Origin of the sequence: Klebsiella sp. (assembly GCF_027492335.1) — a bacterium.
Lineage (GTDB): Bacteria > Pseudomonadota > Gammaproteobacteria > Enterobacterales > Enterobacteriaceae > Klebsiella > Klebsiella huaxiensis.
Genome location: NZ_JAPUEW010000005.1, coordinates 14,954 through 33,138 on the forward strand (window position 1 = coordinate 14,954; position 18,185 = coordinate 33,138).

The following is an 18,185-nucleotide window of genomic DNA, read 5'->3' on the forward strand; positions in this document are numbered from 1 at the left end:
CCCAGCCGACGAATTAACGTCGCGCAGGGACGAGTTCTGTATCAGGAATAATCGGGCGTACAGCACGTACGCCCGCAATTTATTAATCTACTATTTGCTGGTGAATTCGCTCAGATTATCTTTATCAACACCGACGTACGGTACGCGGACAATCTTATTATCAATTTTCCAGTTAGTACCAGCAGCCGCTTCTTTACCGTCCGCCAGGTTTTTCGCCAGATCGAAGGTCGCTTTCGCCTGGTTGTTAGCATCGTTCAGCACGGTACCGGCCATCGCGCCAGATTTAACCAGTGCCAGCGCTTCAGGCAACGCATCGACGCCGAATACCGGAATGCTGCTCTTATTGTGGGCTTTCAGCGCTTCTACCGCGCCCATCGCCATCGCATCGTTGTTGGCGATAACGACTTCAATTTTGTTCGCATTCGGGCCAGACAGCCAGGCATCCATCTTATCTTTGGCCTGAGCGGTGTCCCACATTGCGGTATCTAACGCCAGCTGCTGAGTTTTAAAGCCCTTGTCATTCAGCTCTTTAATCACGTAGGTGGTACGCGCTTCAGCATCCGGGTGGCCCGGCTCACCTTTCAGCAGTACAAACTGAATCTGACCGTCTTTATTCAGATCCCAATTCGGATTTGCTTTCCAGTGTTTAGCAATCAGGTCGCCCTGAATCACGCCGGACTCTTTTGAGTCGGTACCGACGTAATACGCTTTATCGTAGCTATCCAGGGCCTTGCGGGAAGGTTCTTTGTTAAAGAATACCACCGGCACGTTCTGGCCACGTGCTTTATCAATAACCGTGCCCGCTGCTGCCGGGTCAACCAGGTTAATAGCCAGCGCTTTCACGCCTTTTGCCAGCAGGACATCAATCTGATCGTTCTGTTTAGACTGGTCGTTTTGCGAGTCATTCATCAGTAGCTGGACGTCTGGCGCTGATTTGCCGTCTTTTTCGATTGCCTTACGCACCACCGACATAAAGTTGTCGTCATATTTATAAATCGTCACGCCGATACGGGTATCTGCTGCGTGTGCCGCGGCGCCAAATAACATGCTAGCCATTACAGCAGACAGGGTTAACACCTTCTTATTCATGGAATCTCCGGTTTTATTATGCAGGGTCTTTGGTGTGAAAATAGCTGGCGGGAGTGTTACATTGATGTTACCGCACAGCGACATTCACGACTGTAATTCGGTCTTCCGTGTAGGGTAACGCTCCTGAAAAACGGCTTTATCTATCGTTTAACTGCCGATGACTACTGTAAAAGTGATTAATCACCGTGACATAGTATGTCCAGACTCGTAAACGCAGCAATCATAGTCAGCTTAATGTTAACAAACTGTGAAATCACTCACAGATTGAAAGCGGTTACATCAGGCAGATAACTAGTTAGTGATCGAACCCACAATTTGCCTCTGCGCCACCGAATGTCGACGCACCAACGTCGGCATAAAGCAGTGGCTAGCCTCACGATCAAGCTTTCCAGCCGCTCCCTGGAGCGCCAGCTCTGTCGCCAGTTTCGCCATCGACATAATGGGGTAGCGCACCGTCGTCAGCTGCGGGTCGGTATAACGGGAAATCGGGATATCATCGAAACCGATCAGCGAGAGATGCTGCGGCACGGCAATGCCATTGTCTTTCAGGGTAGTCAATGCACCAGCCGCCATGCTGTCGTTGTAGGCAAAGACGGCGGTCAAACCAAGATTACGCCCCAGCAGTTCAACCATTGCGGCCTCTCCGCCCTGCATATCCGGCGACCCCGAACCGACCCAGCTATCGGGAGCGGTAATGCCCTGCTCATGTAACGCCCTGAGCCACCCTTCCCGGCGCATATCATCATCTTCAATACCGTGATTGGAAGAGAGGTAGCCAATGCGCTGGTGACCATGATTGAGCAGCATTCGGGTTGCCATCAACGCGCCGCTAACGTTATCCAGCCCGACGCAGCGATGGGCATATCCCGGCACAATGCGGTTAATCAGCACCATTCCCGGCATATGTTCCATAAAATCACCCAGTTCCGCGTCGCTCAGCGCTTTGGAGTGGACAATCAGCGCCGAACAGCGCTGACGAATCAGCACCTCAATGGCGTTACGTTCTTTTTCCGCTTCATGATAGCTGTTGCCAATCAGCACATATTTCTGATGCTGCTGGGCGACGGTATCCACGGCTTTGACCAGTGCGCCGAAAAAGGCATCCGATACATCCATTACCACCACGCCAATGGTATCGCTGACCTGCGTCGCCAGCGCCTGAGCGTTAGCATTGGGTCGATAACCCAACTGCGTGACCGCTTTCATTACCGCTTCTCGCGTATCCGGACTCACCAGCGCGCTGTTATTGAGCACACGTGAGACCGTCGCGACGGAAACACCCGCCTGACGGGCGACATCACGAATGGTGATCATACTCACCGACCTTTAGAGAATTGCAGTACGTCACACTCACCTCCTGTGTTCAGCAAGGTGGCTATTCTGGCAGCGACGCGCTGCACGCTACGTGAGTGATGTCACAAGGATGGAAACGGTTACATCCATTTTGTTAATGATTGTGATCCAGATCGTTATCTTGATGTATCTTTTAATGATGTCCCTGACGCATGCAGGGTTAATTGACGCCATAGCCACTCAACGGGGCCCTGACGGAAATGACGCAGCCAAAGCCACGAAAAGATAAGATTAACCGCCCATACCGGCGGCACGAAGGCTAACAGTTGTAAGCGGTCAAACTTCATAAACAGGCCAAAGCGGTAAAACAGCGTAGTGCAAATCAGGGTTTGCAAAAGATAATTGGTGAGCGCCATGCGCCCGACGCAGGCAATCGCCCCTGTGAGGCGAAACTTGCACAGATGCGGCCAAAATCCCCAGGCTAATGCTGCGTAGCCGATAGTTTGCAGCGGTGCGCTTAGCTCGCGCGGTGCCTGTAGCAAGAATGCGCACCAGCGGTAGTCCCAACCAACATGCCACTGGGCAAGGATAGAGGGTAAATTGACCGCCATTCCGGCAACAATTAACAATGCGCCAGTACGACGATAGTGACGAAGGCTAAACTGCCCTTTGAGCCAGCCGCTGCGCATCAGCGCCGCCCCCATCAGCATCATTCCCGCTAGCTGCCAGCCGTACTGCGCACCCAGCGCCAGCAGGTTATCCGATAGCATATCGGCGCGATTGCTCACCGCTTCAAAGCCGCCCTTCAGCTTCCAGAACTGTTCATATTGCAAATTCGCCGCATCCGGCACCCATGAACGGTTGGGCGTATTGCCGGAAATCAGTCCCAGCAACAGCAGTACCGCCACGCCGATAACGTACAGCACCACGCCGGTATTAAAGAGGGATTTAACATCATGAGCATCGCGCACCATCCGCCATCCAACCAGTCCTACCAGCGCATAGGCCAGCAGAATATCACCGTCCCAGAAAAACAGGCCGTGAATGAAACCAAGCAGCGCCAGCAGCGTCAGGCGCGACTGGATCCAGCGCTTACCGCGCGGCAGCAGAAGCTGAAGCCCTGCGCCAAATAGCAGTGCGAATAGCGTCAGAAATTTGACCTGCGCAAACAAATCGAGAATTGCCCAGGTCCAGGCGTCGCTAACAGAAATGCTCCCGGACCACGCCGGATTGAGGTAAGCAGCCTTCGGCAAACCGAAGGCGCTTATATTCAGTAGCAGGATACCGAGGATGGCAACGCCGCGGACAAAGTCCAGCGTGACATTTCTCTCCATGTATCCTGCTCCGTCTTAGTTGTGGTGACGTACAGCGCGCAGGAACTCCTGGCGAGTATTCTGGCTGGATTTAAACAGGCCGCCCAGCGATGTGGTGGTGGTGGCGCTGGTCGCGTCGCGGATACCGCGCGCTTTTACACAGTAGTGAACCGCATCGATCGAGACCGCGACGTTGCTGGTGCCCAGCAGCGTTTGCAGCGCGGTGAGGATCTGCTGCGTCAGTCGCTCCTGCACCTGCGGGCGCTGGGAGAAAAACTGCACAATACGGTTGATTTTCGACAGGCCAATCACCGAATCTTTCGGGATATAGGCCACCGTCGCTTTACCGTCAATCGTCACAAAATGGTGTTCACAGGTACTGGTCAGGGTGATATCACGCACGGTCACCATTTCATCAACCTGCATCTTATTTTCGATGACGGTGATTTTGGGAAAGCGGGCATAATCCAGGCCGGAGAAGATCTCATCAACGTACATTTTTGCGATACGATGCGGCGTCTCCATCAGGCTGTCATCACTTAGATCAAGGTTTAACAGCTGCATAATCTCGGTCATGTGTCCAGCGATCAGACGCTTGCGAGTTTCATTATCAATTTCTTGCACTGGCGGACGCAGCGGCGTCTCCAGCCCACGAGCGACCAGCGCTTCATGAACGAGTACGGCTTCTTTACTCAGTGATGACATTTTTGTTCTCCTGCAGGTGTGGCGCTCTTTGCTCTTCTGAGGGCAAAGTTTGTATTCATTGTGCGTGAGGTGACGCACAGAATCCAGTAGCCGCATCGATAATTGTTGAAATTGGCGTCACCTCTCGTTCCACGCCGCCAGACCGGCGCATTCCGATGCGTCACGCAACGCCTTACTCCCATTGCCGCAACCAACACAATACCAGGCACATAGTGCAATTCCTGACGCGATGGCAACTTCAGTCTGTTGGCTAAAAGTTGCATTAATGATGCAATACGTTCCGAAAAGGAGAAAGTGAAAGTTACTCACGGGCGAATGAAATATCTGTATTATGGAAAATTACGCGCAAAACCCATAAGGAGCCCTGCATGGAACTGCTCGAAGAGCACCGCTGTTATGAAGGTCGGCAGCAACGCTGGCGGCACGACTCCACGACGCTGAACTGCGCCATGACGTTCAGTATTTTTCTCCCCCCATCTCGCACAGATACGCCGCCGGTTCTCTACTGGCTTTCCGGGCTGACCTGTAACGATGAAAACTTTACCACCAAAGCGGGCGCACAGCGGGTCGCCGCCGAGCTGGGTATTGCGCTGGTGATGCCGGATACCAGCCCGCGTGGCGATAGCGTTGCTGACGATAGCGCCTACGATCTGGGCAAAGGCGCAGGCTTTTATCTCAATGCCACCCAGGCGCCGTGGTCCGCACATTTTCGCATGTACGATTATCTTCGCGACGAGCTGCCACAACTTATCACCAGCGAGTTCAAAGTCAGCGAGCGCTGCGCTATCAGCGGGCATTCGATGGGTGGTCACGGCGCGCTGGTTATGGCGTTGAAAAATCCGGGTCGTTTCACCAGCGTGTCGGCTTTCGCGCCAATCGTTAACCCGACTCAGGTTCCATGGGGTAAAAAAGCGTTTACCGCTTATCTGGGAACCGATGAAGCAACGTGGCAGGCGTGGGATAGCTGCGCCTTAATGCAAGCCAGTCAGGAGAAGAATGCTATCCCAACACTGATTGACCAGGGCGATAGCGATTCATTCCTCGCTGAGCAGTTGCAACCGGCGGTGCTGGCGGAAACCGCACGCCAGAAAAGCTGGCCGTTAACCCTGCGTATTCAGCCCGGTTACGATCACAGCTACTATTTTATTGCCTCATTTATTGAGGATCACCTGCGTTTTCATGCCCAACACCTCTTTAAATAATCTTTTCAATACGCCGTGAAGAACGTTCACGGCGCATTCATATACAAAACCCCTCGCCATCAAATAGTCATAAAAACTAATATATACAGAGAGATAGTATATTTCCTGGTTTCGAGGCGTATGATTTTTAGCGGCGCTTGAGGCTTTCGCCTCATGGCAATATTGAGCTTTATCGTTGTACTGAGGCAGAAAGAAGAAAGCCCCGAAGGTAATATTACTCACCCATGAACTGCACCCATTTTGTTGGACTCTCTTACTGGAGAGTCCCATGTCAAAACGTAAATATCCTTTCGAAGTGCGCCTTGCAGTGGTTATGCACTATTTAAATACTGACGAAGGTTATCGGTTAACATCTGCACGTTTTAACATCCCCAGAACGCAGGTGAGGATGTGGATAGCCGCCTATGATGCCTATGGCGAAGAGGAACTCAGACCCAAATATAAAGGAGTGTCTGTAGACCCTGAGATCCGGGTAGCCGCTATTAAGGACGTGCTGGAAGGGAAGATGTCCTATAATCAGGTCGCTATTAAATATATGATCGCGGGCCCTGGTGTAATAGCTAAGTGGTTGAAAGTTTTCGATAAGAATGGATATGACGGCCTTCGTTCTCTTCGCGTTGGGAAAAGAAGAGAGTTTCATATGAAAGAAACGCCTGAAGCGGTTGAGGCTGCAATTGAACGCTCAAAAATCCAGCGTATCAATGAACTTGAAAAGAGAGTCAAATATCTGGAATTGAAGGTTTTATACCTAAAAAAGCTGAAAGCCTTGGTTCGGTGAGGGATAAAGTCAAAGTTATTGATGAACTGAGGCAGCATTACCCATTTGATGAACTTCTCCAAATAGCGGACATTCCCCGTAGCACCTTTTACTATCACCTGAAAGCACTTAAAGCACCTGACAAATATGCTGATTTAAAATGCAGAATCAGGGAGATCTATAATGATAATTTCGGGCGTTATGGCTACCGCAGAATAACGATAGCTTTAAAACGAGAAGCCTGTGTAATCAATCACAAGGTTATTCAACGCCTTATGAATGTTATGACGCTAAAGAGGGAGCAGGTCGCGCTCCCGGTTCTTTACGAAAAATTCGTGTTAAATGCTACTGAAGAGCTTTAAACAAAGCCTCAATGTGAGTATCAACCGTATCCAGTGCTTTAACAGGCAACTCTGTACCCGCGAACAAAAGGGGAAGCTCAGTGCATCCCAGAATGATGGCCTCAATGCCTTCATCCTGATACATCCGCTCAATTACAGCGGTAAACTTGTCTCGCGTCTGTGGCTTTACAACGCCTCTTTCGAGTTCATCGTGGATTTTATCTGCGATGTAATCTATCTCATCTCCATGCGGGACAACCACCTGGATGCCAGCTTCAGTGAAAGGCTGTTTGAAGAAGTCAGCCTCCATTGTAAATCGTGTTCCCACGAGCCCGACTTTCTTCAGGCTCTGAGTCTGAACTTCTGCACAAGTGGACTCGATAATGCTGACAAGCGGAACCGTTGTACATGACTGGAGGTCATTGAAGACGATATGTGGCGTGTTACCGGTCAAGGCGACGACTTCAGCCCCTGCGGCAACCAGATTCCCGACAGCCTTTGCCAGGTACTTCGTCAGCGCTTCGTAATCTTTCCGTCCGCACATGGCCAGGACGTCATATACGTTGATACTTTCAATAGTTAGAGACGGGAAGAATGTATCGCCAACTCTTTTGTTAGCTTCATAAACAAATTTGCGATAGTAGAGCAATGTTGACTCAGGTCCGGTGCCGCCGATTAATCCAAGTTTCTTCATTTTACCCTCAGCAGCTCCCGATGCCAGGATCAACAAGTGGTTGAGACTAACTGCGGGGCTGGTAGCTGTTTAAATGGAGTAAATAAATTAAAAAACATGTAGATTCATTTCAATTGAATTAAATAGAATCCAATTTTCAATTGTGGTGAAATTATGGATGTAGCAGACTTCCGAACCATCATAGCACTGGTAGAAACAGGCACCATTACTGCAGCAGCAAAGGTGCTCTGCCGAGTCCCCTCAGCAATCACCACACGAGTTCAGAACCTGGAGAGCCAGCTCGGCACCACACTGTTTGTTAAGTCTGGTCGTCGGTTTCTTCCGACAAATGAAGGCCAGGTGCTTTATGACAATGCACTGAAGATTATCGAGCTGGTCACTTTAGCAGAACAGCAGATGGTAAGGCCGGTACCTGGCGGTCGGTTCCGATTGGGTGCGCTCGACAGTATGGCAGCAACAAGGTTGCCAGAACCACTGGCGCACCTCTACCAGCAACATCAATCAGTGTCGGTGGAGCTGGTTACCGGGATAAGCCGCACATTGCTCGATGCAGTACTTAGTCACGAACTTGATGCAGCCTTCATTGCTGACGCTCCAGATGATGACAGACTGGAACGCATGGCTGTTTACAAGGAAGAACTGGTTATTATCGCCGCAGCAAATTTCCCGCCGATACGTTCTGCTGCCGATTTAACTCACACAACATTGCTGGTATTCAGCGACGGCTGCTCCTATCGCGACCGGCTAACAACCTGGTTCAGAGAGGCTGGGATCAGACCTTACAGGCTGGCAGAAATGTCTTCCTACCATGCCATTCTGGGCGGCGTCAGTGCAGGAATGGGGGCGGGCGTGATACCAACAACAATCCTCGATACGTTTCCGACACAGGAACTCATCACAATCCATCCTTTTGAAAGTGAAAATAGTCAAATAACAACGGAACTGATATGGCGTAAGGGAGGGCTCACGGCTAATACATGTGCCCTGATTGATATCTTGTCCTCAAACGTTGGAAGTACCTGACAGGTAAGATACTGCAATCTGGTTTGAGATTATGGCCGATTTACTGTGTCTGTAATGTCGAAATCCCTATCGGGTGAAAATATGTTAATAGCCTTTTCCATACTGCCAAACGCTAATGCCCGGCTTTAATCCGCTTTTCGTTCGTTGAGGCAACTTCCGCTTTTGGCACACAGCGGACATCAGTATTCAAAACTATTAAAAAAAGATAACTCACTGTATAGCATTTGCTATACGCGGTCGTTGTGCTATTCTTGTAAAGCAAACGCTATACAGGGGGTGTCCTATGAAATCAGATGTTCAACTTAACCTTAGAGCTAAGGAATCGCAGCGGGCGCTCATAGATGCGGCTGCGGAAATCCTCCACAAATCACGTACAGATTTCATTCTTGAAATGGCCTGTCAGGCTGCCGAGAATGTGATCCTCGATCGCCGGGTATTTAACTTTAACGATGAGCAATATGCGGAGTTCATCGATATGCTTGATGCACCGGTCGCAGATGATCCCATTATCGAAAAACTGCTGGCAAGGAAACCTCAGTGGGACATGTAACAGCACCAGAACCTCTGTCCGCTTTTCATCAGGTGGCTGAGGTCGTCAGCGGTGAAACTGTGCTCGATGACTGGTTAAAGCAGAAAGGCCTTAAAAACCAGGCTCTCGGAGCGGCCAGAACGTTTGTGGTATGTAAGAAAGATACGAATCAAATAGCCGGCTTTTACTCTCTGGCCACCGGGAGCGTCAATCATACTGAAGCGACAGGGAATCTTCGGCGTAACATGCCAGATCCCATCCCTGTCATTATACTTGCCCGCCTTGCTGTCGATCTCTCATTGCGCGGAAAAGGGCTTGGCGCTGATTTACTTCATGATGCAGTGCTTCGTTGCTATCGGGTTGCCGAGAATATTGGAGTACGTGCAATCATGGTTCATGCGCTCACAGAAGAAGCCAAAAATTTCTACATTCACCATGGTTTCAAACCATCACAAACTCAGCCGCGGACATTGTTCCTCAGACTTCCTCAGTAATGCGAAAGGACCTTATGTTCGGAACTTTATGAGCAATAATTAAATGGTGCGCATGCGGTTAGTTCAATAGACATACTTCATGAGAGAAGATGGTGAACGATTCATTGGCTAGACAAGAATGCACGAGCAGTAGGAATGCTGTGGAATGGATAATACGGCTGCGAAATTGATTATTTAGCTTTATAGGGAACAAAAAAGAGCCCATGTATTAAATGGACTCTTTCTCTGATGCCTCGGTTAATCTGTCCAACTTTTTGGGGTCGGTACACCACGAGGCTATCTGTATGTCAAGACAACATCAGGTTAGTCTCTTACCCGCCGAAAGGCAAAGAGAACAAGCCATGAAGGTGCCACATAACGCCCTGATCTGGTGTCTGCTAATCGTGCGTATACCCTTCATACTTCAAGTTGCATGTGCGTTGGCTTTCCTCGCTCACCCCAGTCACTTACTTAAGTAAGCTCCCGGGACTCCCTGCGTCGTCGCCTTCCTGCAACTCGAATTATTTAGGGTATATTGGAAATATTTGCGGCAGTATTCGTACCAATATTCGCCCCGGTAAGTAGCAACCTGGAGCGGTGGGATTTTCCACCGCTTTTCAGGCCTGAGGCTGTCCGGCTTCGCCACAAGCGCCTTTAGCGAGGGCTGACAGGGAAACCTGCCAGCCCTCTTTTATTGGCCTAATCAGAAGCGGTAATCGACGGCCATAAAGTAACGGCGGCCTTCTTCGGTGTAACTGTAATCATCTCTGTTCAGATCTTTATCGCCGACGTTAAGCACGCCGGAACGCAGTTTGACGTTTTTAGTCACGTTCCACGCCGCGCCGATATCAAACATAGTGTAGCCACCCGGCGTTTTGCCCGTAGAGCTGACCGCACGCTGCTCGCCGGTATAGTTGGCAGTCACGTAGAAGGACCAGTCGTCCAGCGGTTTCCAGTCGAGGGTGCCGTTGGCAGTATGGAACGGCAGCGTTTGCAGCGGTTTATCGCCGCCGTTACTCAGGTCGCGACCATCGTTATAGGTGTAGTTCACCGTCAGCTTCCATTCGTCACCGAACGGCACTTTCACTTCGGTTTCAACCCCTTTGATACGCGCCTTGTTGACGTTGAAGTAGCGGAAGACCGGCACTCGCTTGCCGTTGACCGTTTTCCAGCCGACAAAGTTCGGGTAGCCCGGCGCTTCGCTAGCGCTGGAGGTACGCAGGATATCAATCATATCATCAACGTTGTTCTGGAAAGTCGTGACGCTCCCTTCCACACCTTCCAGCAAGCCCTCTTCGCCACGGTAATAAAGACCGAGCTCGAAGCTTTCGCTGGTTTCCGGTTTCAGATCCGGGTTACCGATAATACTGCATGAACCACGGCAGGAGTTGGTAGTCCAGTCTGGATTCAACTGCAGCAGGGATGGCGCTTTGAATGCCGTCGCCCAGCCGCCCTTCACGGTCACGGTGTCGGTGGCGGTATAGACCAGGTAAGCACGCGGGCTCCAGTGATCGCCATAAGTCTGGTGATCGTCCATACGAATACCGGTGGTTAACGCCAGCGGCTCGATGATTCGCCATTCATCTTCAAGGAACAGTGCGTACTGGCTGGCGGAGGTAGATTTGCCGCCGCTGCTCAGGTTAACCGGATCTTTGAGTTTGTCGTGGCGCCATTCACCGCCGAAGGTCAGTAGCTGGTTAATCATTCCTAGCGGCAGGACGTATTTACCATCTACGGAGTTGCTTTCAGAAGTGATCGTCCCGGCCTGGCCTGGGTTTTTATTATCGACTTTCTCACCGTAGAATTTCAGCTCGCTGTTGCCAACATCCCAGCGACCATTGTGGCTCAGAGAGTAGTTCTGGCGCTCAAGACGGTTACGGTCGAGAGAATCGGAGTCACGATCCTGGCGGTCAAAACCGTAGCCCGCAGTAATATCCTGATTGTCCGTTGGGGTCCAGGCAAATTCGACATTACCGTCGCGGCTGGTGAAGCCTTCAATGCGCGGCGTTTCGCCTGCAGCATTGCTGGAAGCCTGCTGATCGTCTTTGGCACGTTTAGCCAGGCTGCCGTAGGCCTTCATACCCAACACGCCGTCAATCAGCGGGCCGCTGGTGAAGAACTGACCGTTATAGGTATCACCGCGATCGCGATGTTCCTGAATGGTGGTGTCGGCGCTCAGAGTACCGGTCCACTGTTGGCCGACTTTTTTGGTGATGATATTCACCACGCCGCCAAGGGCATCGGAACCATAAAGTGAGGACATCGGTCCGCGCACAACTTCGATACGTTCAATGGCATCCACCGGGATCCAGTTGAGGTCAAAATCGTTGTGGCGGAACACGGCGTTTCGCGAGTTAACGCGTTTGCCATCAATAAGGATCAGCGTATAGCTGCTATCAAGGCCACGGATACTTACGCCTTTGCGGTTATCCCCTTCGTTGGTGAGCTGCACGCCAGGAACATCCCGCAGTACATCTTTCAGGTTCTGTACCGGTTTACGCTGCAAATCCTGTTGGGTGATAACGCTAATACTGGCAGGAGCATCTTTTACGCTCTGTTCAGTTGCCGCAGCGGTGACGACCAGCGTTTCTTCATTAACATCGGCGAGAGCCGGAAACGCCAGTGATACGACGGACGCGCATAATCCGGCCCGGACAAAAGGATTTAACCTGAACATTCCATATCTCCATGAGGTGTACTACAAAACAAACAAAAGGGTGCTGCTCACAGGTACTGTCGGCCTGTCGCTCTATCGGCGATATGCACGCTATTTTTTTACAGTAGATGTGGCTGGTCGCCCCTTGTCAGTCTGACCGTCTGCAAGATATGGGGATTGGCTTCATCCTGAATTTAGTGAAAATGATAAAGATAATGATTACAATTATCAATACAATTATGGAGAAATGTATCAATTTGTAATGAATCCAGGCATAAAAAAACCCTCTTTAAAAGAGGGCTTTAACTATTATGATCGCTCGCCTTAGCCTTTAAAACGCTCCGGGAACTTCATTTCGCTGTAGCGGACAAAACGCGTCCCCTTCGCCAGTTTGTAGCCAAACCAGATAACCAGGAACAGCGGTATACCAATATACGTTGCAGCGACGCCGCCCCAGTCGATGGTGTCTTTAAGGAACGCTTCATAGTTCTGACCAAGCGTAATAATCAGGCACAGAACAAAGGCAAAGATCGGTCCCAGCGGAAAGAATCCTGAACGATAAGGCAGATTATTCAGATCATGTCCTTGCAGCACGTAGCCACGACGGAAACGATAGTGGCTAATGGCAATCCCCAGCCAGGCAATAAAGCCGGTCATCCCGGAGGTGTTCAGCAACCACAGGTAAACGGTCTGATTACCGAACATTGAGCTCAGGAAACACAGTGCCGCAATCACCGTAGTGGCATACAGCGCATTACGTGGCACTCCGCCTTTTGACAGCTTAGAGAAAATGCGCGGCGCTTTACCATCACAGGCCAGGGTGTAGAGCATACGCGTGGAGGCATACATCCCGGAGTTACCCGCCGACAGCACCGCCGTCAAAATGACCGCGTTCATAATCGCCGCCGCCGACAGCAGACCCGCATGCTGGAACACCAGCGTAAACGGACTCACGGAAATATCTTTTACGTCGTTACGCAGCAGGCTCGGATCGGTATACGGAATGATCAGGCTGATAATCAGAATTGCAAACACATAGAACAGCAAGATACGCCAGAACACCTGACGCACGGCGCGTGGAATATTCTTCTCCGGGTTTTCTGACTCGCCCGCCGCAATACCGATAAGCTCGGTTCCCTGGAACGAGAAGCCGACAATCATCGCCACACCAATCATCGCCGAGAAACCACCAGCGAATGGTGCATCGTCAATACCCCAGTTGCTCCAGCCTGCGGGCTGTGCCCCTTTAAAGATACCGAGGATCATCATCACACCGACGATAATAAAGATAATGACGGTGGCGACTTTAATCAGGGAGAACCAGTATTCCGCTTCGCCAAAACCTTTTACCGAGATCCAGTTCAGCAGGAACATAATGCCGAGGAACAGCGCGCTCCAGATCCAGCCGGGCGCATCAGGGAACCAGTAGGTCATCACCAGCTGAGCGGCAACAAGGTCAACGGCGATGGTTACCGCCCAGTTGTACCAGTAGTTCCAGCCCAGCGCAAAGCCGAAGCCTTCCTCGACATAATTTTGCCCATAGGTGGCAAAAGAGCCAGATACCGGCATAAAAGCCGCTAGCTCGCCAAGGCTGGTCATCAGAAAGTAGACCATCAGACCAATAAGAATATAAGAAAGCAGCGCGCCGCCTGGGCCCGCCTGAGATATGGTTGCGCCAGAGGCAACAAAAAGACCTGTACCGATGGAACCGCCAATAGCGATCATGGTCAAGTGGCGCGCCTTCAGTTCACGACGTAAACCGGGCGCTTCTGTGGTTTTAGTATCCGAAACCATGTGAAAATGCTATCCATCCAAAAAACGAGGCGAGATTGTAGCAGAGTGTCTGTGATCCATCCGATACAAATGCAAAGTTATAAGAGAGCTTCATGATCGAGCATGGATTATTAGTAAAGCATTAAATCCAGGAAATGCCAGCCCTGGTTCTACACTTCGCAATAATGCAGAAAACGTTGTAATGCCTTAGAAATATGCTTCTGCCGGTGATGAATACGCCACAACGTGCGGGTTAAACGCGGCAGTGGGATGGTCAGCTCCACCAACGACCCGACCTCAAGCTGTTCCGCCACCACTCTTCGTGACAGGCAGCTAATCCCTAAACCATGACGCACTGCATGCTTAATGGCTTCAGAGTTGCCCAACTCCATCCCCAGATGAAACGCCGGTAAATGCGACAATAATAAGTAGTCGACAATTTCTCGGGTTCCGGATCCGTGTTCGCGCAAGATCCACGGCGCTTCCGCCAGCCGTTGCAGCGTCACCTCCCCCTCAAGGAGCGGCGAATCTGGCGGTGCGAAGACCACCAGTTCATCTTCCAGCCACGGCTCGGCAATGATATCTGCTGCGTGACAAGGGCCTTCAATCAGCCCGATATCCACTCGCAGGTCAGCCACCGCATTAATGACGTCCTGGCTATTCCCCACGCTTAGTTCCAGCGGTAAATCCGGGAGATCGCGTCGATAGTGCGCAATGATTTCCGGCAGAATATAGTTGCCGATAGTGCTGCTGGCATAGACGCGAATCGCGCCGTTGTCGCCGCGAAACAACTGTTCTATCTCCAGCGCGCGCTCCAGCAGCGCCAGCGCTCGCGGATAAAGCAGCCTGCCATGTTCATTAACTACCAGTCGCTTGCCGACACGATCAAACAACTGCACGCCCAACTGGCCTTCCAGATCGGTCAACGCCGCGCTGACTGCCGATTGCGAAAGCGCCAGCATTTGCGATGCCTGTGTTGTAGAGCCGCTCTTTAAAACTTCAGCAAAAACTTCCAGCTGTCGTAGCGTGATATGCATAGCCTTTCCTGCCTTCATTTATATACAGCGTGGCTCTCCGACAGCTTGATGTTTGTGGAACAGTGCCCAAAAACGCGAAACAGCTCGTATACCACTTATTTCGATTAATTATAAATATATAATCAATTTTATATTTAAACCAGCGAGTCGTATGCTTTTCCCAGACAAAGGAGAAGGTTATGACAGCACTCACTTTACCGACTAAACATCGCCCATTGTGGCACTTTGCACCTGGACTGGCGCTGACTGCCGTATTAACTGGCGCTGCACTGTGGGCCGGTAGTTTTCCAGCCATCGCAGGTGCAGGCTTCAGCGCACTCACGCTGGCTATTCTGTTCGGCATGGTGATCGGTAATACGATTTACCCCAAAATATGGCAGTCCTGTGACGGCGGCGTAATCTTTGCCAAACAGCACCTGCTGCGTCTGGGCATTATTTTATACGGCTTTCGCCTGACGTTCGCCCAGATTGCCGATGTTGGCGTAAGCGGTATCGTCATTGACGTTCTGACGCTTTCCAGCACCTTTTTTATCGCCTGTTTTTTAGGGCAAAAGGTTTTCGGCCTGGATAAGCATACCAGTTGGCTGATTGGTGCCGGCAGCAGTATCTGCGGCGCAGCAGCGGTACTGGCCACCGAACCGGTGGTGAAAGCGGAAGCCAGTAAAGTCACGGTAGCCGTCGCGACGGTGGTGATTTTCGGGACCATTGCTATCTTCCTCTACCCGGCAATCTACCCTTTCCTGGCGCACTGGTTTACCCCGGAAGCCTACGGTATCTATATGGGTTCCACCATGCATGAAGTTGCCCAGGTTGTGGCAGCCGGTCATGCCGTCAGCCCGGATGCGGAAAACGCAGCGGTCATCGCAAAAATGCTGCGCGTCATGATGCTGGCTCCGTTCCTGCTGTTCCTGGCCGCTCGCGTTAAGCAGTTAACCCCGGCGGGAAGCGGTGAAAAAAGCAAAATCACCATTCCGTGGTTTGCGATCCTGTTTATTGTGGTGGCGGTGTTTAACTCTTTCCACCTGCTGCCGAAAGCGGTTGTCGATATGCTGGTGACTCTGGATACCGTGTTGCTGGCAATGGCGATGGCTGCCCTGGGTCTGACCACCCACGTCAGCGCGCTGAAAAAAGCCGGTGCCAAACCGCTGCTGATGGCGCTAATGCTCTTCGTCTGGCTGATTGTCGGCGGCGGCGCGATTAACCTGGCTATTCACAGCCTGCTGGCCTGAAGCTCTTCGCTCACGAGGTTGTGCTAAGGCAGGTGTAACTCTCCGGCTAAGCCGCTATCATTACTCTCCAACCAGCGGCTTAACTGGAGTTTTTTTATGAAATATATTGGAGCGCACGTCAGCGCCTCCGGCGGAGTGGCCAATGCCGCCATTCGCGCAGCCGAAATCGGCGCGACCGCCTTCGCCCTCTTTACCAAAAACCAGCGCCAGTGGCGCGCCGCTCCGCTGAGCGACGAGACCATTGCTGAATTTAAAGCCGCCTGCGAAAAGTATCATTTCGGACCCGGACAAATTCTGCCCCACGACAGCTATCTGATAAACCTTGGCCACCCGGTTGCGGACGCGCTGGAAAAATCCCGCGATGCCTTTATTGATGAACTCTCCCGCTGCCAGCAGTTGGGCCTGACGTTACTCAATTTCCATCCGGGTAGTCATTTACAGCAGATCCCCGAAGACCAGTGCCTGGCGCGCATCGCTGAATCCATCAATATCGCGTTGGCAAAAACCGAAGGCGTGACGGCAGTGATTGAAAATACCGCCGGTCAGGGCAGCAATCTGGGCTTTAAGTTTGAGCATCTGGCCGCCATCATCGACGGCGTGGAAGATAAATCCCGCGTGGGCGTGTGCATTGATACCTGCCACGCTTTTGCCGCTGGTTACGACCTGCGTAGCGCCGAAGAGTGTGAGAAAACCTTCGCTGATTTCGAACGCATTGTCGGTTTTCAGTATCTGCGCGGTATGCACCTGAACGATGCGAAAAGCACTTTCGGCAGCCGCGTTGACCGTCACCACAGCCTGGGCGAAGGTAATATTGGCCACGATGCTTTCCGCTGGATAATGCAGGACCCCCGTTTTGACGGCATCCCGCTAATTCTGGAAACGATCAATCCTGATATTTGGGCGGAAGAAATTGCCTGGCTGCGGGCCCAGCAAACAGAAGAGGCCGTGGTCTGATATGAACGATAGGGAAAAGCAGATCCTTAAAATGCTGCGGCGTAACCCGCTCATTCAGCAGCACGAGATTGCCGACATTCTGCAGATTAGTCGTTCCCGCGTAGCCGCACACATCATGGATCTCACGCGCAAAGGGGCTATTAAGGGAAAAGGCTACATCCTGACCGAGCAGGAGTATTGCGTCTCGCTGGGGGCCATCAATATGGATATTCGCGGGATTGCCGATATTCATTATCCGCAGCCGGTTTCAAACCCGGGTAATATCCAGTGTTCTGCAGGCGGCGTGGCGCGCAATATCGCGCACAACCTGGCGCTGCTGGGCCGCGATGTGCATTTAATTTCCGCCGTTGGCAGCGATTTCTACGGTGAAACGTTGCTGGAACAAACCCGCCAGGCCGGGGTTAACGTGCAGAGCTGTATTCGCCTGCACGGCCACAACACCGCAACCTATTTATCCATCGCCAATCCGCAGGAAGAGACAGTTCTGGCGATCAATGATACCCATATTTTACAGTCGCTTACCCCACAGTTACTCAATCAGTACCGGGATCTGTTAACTCATGCGGGCGTCGTTCTGGTCGACTGTAATTTAACGGAGTCGTCGCTGGAGTGGGTATTTACGCTGGCAAGCGCTATTCCGGTGTTTGTCGATACGGTGTCGGAGTTTAAAGCACATCGCATCCGCCCGTGGCTGGGGAAAATTCATACCCTCAAACCTACGCTGCGCGAACTACAAATCCTCTGGGGACAGACGATCGCCAGCGATGCAGATCGCGATCGAGCGCTGTCATGGCTGCACGAACAGGGAACTCAACGGGTGGTGATTTGTTCAGAAGACGATTCTATTTTCTGTAGCGAAGCAGGCGGTGAACGTTTCCAGATGAGCCTGCCAGGCCACACGACGGTAGACAGTTTTGGTGCTGACGATGCGCTGATGGCCGGGCTGCTCTACAGCTATCTTGATGGTAGCGATTTTAAAGAGAGCGCCGCTTTTGCCATGGCTTGCACCGCCCTCACCCGCGCCAGTGACAGTATCAACAACCCTTCTTTATCCGTCGATAACGCACTCAATTTACTTTCAGGCGTATAACACCGTGCACCGCAGAAGCGATGCACG

Annotated in this window: 17 protein-coding genes; 9 read left to right on the forward strand and 8 right to left on the reverse strand. The window is 51.5% G+C overall.

The annotated features are described in order from the left end of the window. Window positions 1-90 precede the first annotated feature (90 nt). The 4 genes from mglB to folE form a co-directional block, all read right to left on the reverse strand. Window positions 91-1,089 carry a galactose/glucose ABC transporter substrate-binding protein MglB gene (gene mglB, locus QVF11_RS00930; protein WP_112213093.1) on the reverse strand — a complete coding sequence of 333 codons (999 nt, stop codon included), beginning with the start codon at window positions 1,087-1,089 and terminating at the stop codon, window positions 91-93. Window positions 1,090-1,380: 291 nt separating this feature from the next. After that, complete coding sequence (gene galS, locus QVF11_RS00935) at window positions 1,381-2,403, reverse strand: HTH-type transcriptional regulator GalS (protein ID WP_112213092.1); 1,023 nt, start codon at window positions 2,401-2,403, stop codon at window positions 1,381-1,383. A gap of 155 nt (window positions 2,404-2,558) precedes the next feature. Then, window positions 2,559-3,716 carry a DUF418 domain-containing protein YeiB gene (gene yeiB, locus QVF11_RS00940; protein WP_287854867.1) on the reverse strand — a complete coding sequence of 386 codons (1,158 nt, stop codon included), beginning with the start codon at window positions 3,714-3,716 and terminating at the stop codon, window positions 2,559-2,561. 15 nt (window positions 3,717-3,731) lie between these two features. After that, entirely contained in the window at window positions 3,732-4,400 is a 669-nt protein-coding gene (folE, locus tag QVF11_RS00945) for a GTP cyclohydrolase I FolE (protein WP_110272395.1), read from the reverse strand. Window positions 4,401-4,768: 368 nt separating this feature from the next. Between folE and fghA the strand changes: the two genes are divergently transcribed. The 3 genes from fghA to QVF11_RS28600 all read left to right on the forward strand — a co-directional run bounded on the left by fghA (window position 4,769) and on the right by QVF11_RS28600 (window position 6,721). After that, window positions 4,769-5,602: an S-formylglutathione hydrolase gene (gene fghA, locus QVF11_RS00950; RefSeq protein WP_287854869.1), complete on the forward strand. Its 834-nt coding sequence runs from the start codon at window positions 4,769-4,771 to the stop codon at window positions 5,600-5,602. Window positions 5,603-5,870: 268 nt separating this feature from the next. Further along, a complete protein-coding gene (locus tag QVF11_RS00955; protein ID WP_287854871.1) occupies window positions 5,871-6,380 on the forward strand; it encodes a helix-turn-helix domain-containing protein in 510 nt (169 codons plus the stop codon). Next, window positions 6,377-6,721 carry an IS3 family transposase gene (locus QVF11_RS28600; RefSeq protein ID WP_353738503.1) on the forward strand — a complete coding sequence of 115 codons (345 nt, stop codon included), beginning with the start codon at window positions 6,377-6,379 and terminating at the stop codon, window positions 6,719-6,721. Before QVF11_RS00955 ends, QVF11_RS28600 begins: the two co-directional genes overlap by 4 nt. Here QVF11_RS28600 and QVF11_RS00960 read toward each other — a convergent pair. Continuing rightward, window positions 6,705-7,394 carry an aspartate/glutamate racemase family protein gene (locus QVF11_RS00960; protein ID WP_287854873.1) on the reverse strand — a complete coding sequence of 230 codons (690 nt, stop codon included), beginning with the start codon at window positions 7,392-7,394 and terminating at the stop codon, window positions 6,705-6,707. The genes QVF11_RS28600 and QVF11_RS00960 overlap by 17 nt on opposite strands. Window positions 7,395-7,547: 153 nt before the next feature. Here QVF11_RS00960 and QVF11_RS00965 point away from each other — a divergent pair, with 153 nt between their 5' ends. From QVF11_RS00965 to QVF11_RS00975, 3 genes are all read left to right on the forward strand, one after another. Continuing rightward, on the forward strand, window positions 7,548-8,417 hold the full coding sequence (locus QVF11_RS00965; RefSeq protein WP_287854875.1) for a LysR family transcriptional regulator: 870 nt from the start codon (window positions 7,548-7,550) through the stop codon (window positions 8,415-8,417). 283 nt (window positions 8,418-8,700) lie between these two features. Further along, window positions 8,701-8,967, forward strand: a complete 267-nt coding sequence (locus QVF11_RS00970; protein ID WP_032611697.1) for a type II toxin-antitoxin system TacA family antitoxin — start codon at window positions 8,701-8,703, stop codon at window positions 8,965-8,967. Then, window positions 8,955-9,440, forward strand: coding sequence for a GNAT family N-acetyltransferase (locus QVF11_RS00975; RefSeq protein ID WP_287854878.1), 486 nt, complete (start codon window positions 8,955-8,957; stop codon window positions 9,438-9,440). Before QVF11_RS00970 ends, QVF11_RS00975 begins: the two co-directional genes overlap by 13 nt. Window positions 9,441-10,122: 682 nt before the next feature. Here the strand turns inward: QVF11_RS00975 and cirA are convergent. The 3 genes from cirA to yieE form a co-directional block, all read right to left on the reverse strand. Further along, window positions 10,123-12,096, reverse strand: coding sequence for a catecholate siderophore receptor CirA (cirA, locus tag QVF11_RS00980; protein ID WP_112213088.1), 1,974 nt, complete (start codon window positions 12,094-12,096; stop codon window positions 10,123-10,125). A gap of 303 nt (window positions 12,097-12,399) precedes the next feature. After that, the gene (locus QVF11_RS00985) at window positions 12,400-13,869 is read right to left on the reverse strand and encodes an amino acid permease (RefSeq protein ID WP_112213087.1); all 1,470 of its coding nucleotides are present in this window, start codon (window positions 13,867-13,869) and stop codon (window positions 12,400-12,402) included. A 149-nt stretch (window positions 13,870-14,018) separates the two neighbouring features. Then, window positions 14,019-14,885, reverse strand: a complete 867-nt coding sequence (gene yieE, locus QVF11_RS00990; protein WP_112213086.1) for a DNA-binding transcriptional regulator YeiE — start codon at window positions 14,883-14,885, stop codon at window positions 14,019-14,021. A 179-nt stretch (window positions 14,886-15,064) separates the two neighbouring features. Here yieE and QVF11_RS00995 point away from each other — a divergent pair, with 179 nt between their 5' ends. The 3 genes from QVF11_RS00995 (at window position 15,065) to QVF11_RS01005 (ending at window position 18,158) form a co-directional block, all read left to right on the forward strand. Further along, on the forward strand, window positions 15,065-16,114 hold the full coding sequence (locus QVF11_RS00995) for a YeiH family protein (RefSeq protein WP_142512973.1): 1,050 nt from the start codon (window positions 15,065-15,067) through the stop codon (window positions 16,112-16,114). Between the two features lie 96 nt (window positions 16,115-16,210). Next, window positions 16,211-17,068, forward strand: coding sequence for a deoxyribonuclease IV (gene nfo / locus QVF11_RS01000; protein ID WP_142512974.1), 858 nt, complete (start codon window positions 16,211-16,213; stop codon window positions 17,066-17,068). Between the two features lies 1 nt (window position 17,069). After that, the gene (locus QVF11_RS01005) at window positions 17,070-18,158 is read left to right on the forward strand and encodes a sugar kinase (protein ID WP_287854881.1); all 1,089 of its coding nucleotides are present in this window, start codon (window positions 17,070-17,072) and stop codon (window positions 18,156-18,158) included. The last annotated feature ends 27 nt before the right edge of the window (window positions 18,159-18,185 follow it).

Excerpts from the sequence above, each read along its gene's own strand:
- QVF11_RS00955 (WP_287854871.1), top strand. The coding sequence starts at position 5,871 with ATGTCAAAACGTAAATATCCTTTCGAAGTGCGCCTTGCAGTGGTTATG.
- cirA (WP_112213088.1), bottom strand. The coding sequence starts at position 12,096 with ATGTTCAGGTTAAATCCTTTTGTCCGGGCCGGATTATGCGCGTCCGTC.
- QVF11_RS00960 (WP_287854873.1), bottom strand. The coding sequence starts at position 7,394 with ATGAAGAAACTTGGATTAATCGGCGGCACCGGACCTGAGTCAACATTG.
- yieE (WP_112213086.1), bottom strand. The coding sequence starts at position 14,885 with ATGCATATCACGCTACGACAGCTGGAAGTTTTTGCTGAAGTTTTAAAG.
- QVF11_RS00970 (WP_032611697.1), top strand. The coding sequence starts at position 8,701 with ATGAAATCAGATGTTCAACTTAACCTTAGAGCTAAGGAATCGCAGCGG.
- QVF11_RS00985 (WP_112213087.1), bottom strand. The coding sequence starts at position 13,869 with ATGGTTTCGGATACTAAAACCACAGAAGCGCCCGGTTTACGTCGTGAA.
- QVF11_RS01005 (WP_287854881.1), top strand. The coding sequence starts at position 17,070 with ATGAACGATAGGGAAAAGCAGATCCTTAAAATGCTGCGGCGTAACCCG.
- QVF11_RS00965 (WP_287854875.1), top strand. The coding sequence starts at position 7,548 with ATGGATGTAGCAGACTTCCGAACCATCATAGCACTGGTAGAAACAGGC.
- yeiB (WP_287854867.1), bottom strand. The coding sequence starts at position 3,716 with ATGGAGAGAAATGTCACGCTGGACTTTGTCCGCGGCGTTGCCATCCTC.
- galS (WP_112213092.1), bottom strand. The coding sequence starts at position 2,403 with ATGATCACCATTCGTGATGTCGCCCGTCAGGCGGGTGTTTCCGTCGCG.
- fghA (WP_287854869.1), top strand. The coding sequence starts at position 4,769 with ATGGAACTGCTCGAAGAGCACCGCTGTTATGAAGGTCGGCAGCAACGC.
- folE (WP_110272395.1), bottom strand. The coding sequence starts at position 4,400 with ATGTCATCACTGAGTAAAGAAGCCGTACTCGTTCATGAAGCGCTGGTC.
- mglB (WP_112213093.1), bottom strand. The coding sequence starts at position 1,089 with ATGAATAAGAAGGTGTTAACCCTGTCTGCTGTAATGGCTAGCATGTTA.
- nfo (WP_142512974.1), top strand. The coding sequence starts at position 16,211 with ATGAAATATATTGGAGCGCACGTCAGCGCCTCCGGCGGAGTGGCCAAT.
- QVF11_RS00995 (WP_142512973.1), top strand. The coding sequence starts at position 15,065 with ATGACAGCACTCACTTTACCGACTAAACATCGCCCATTGTGGCACTTT.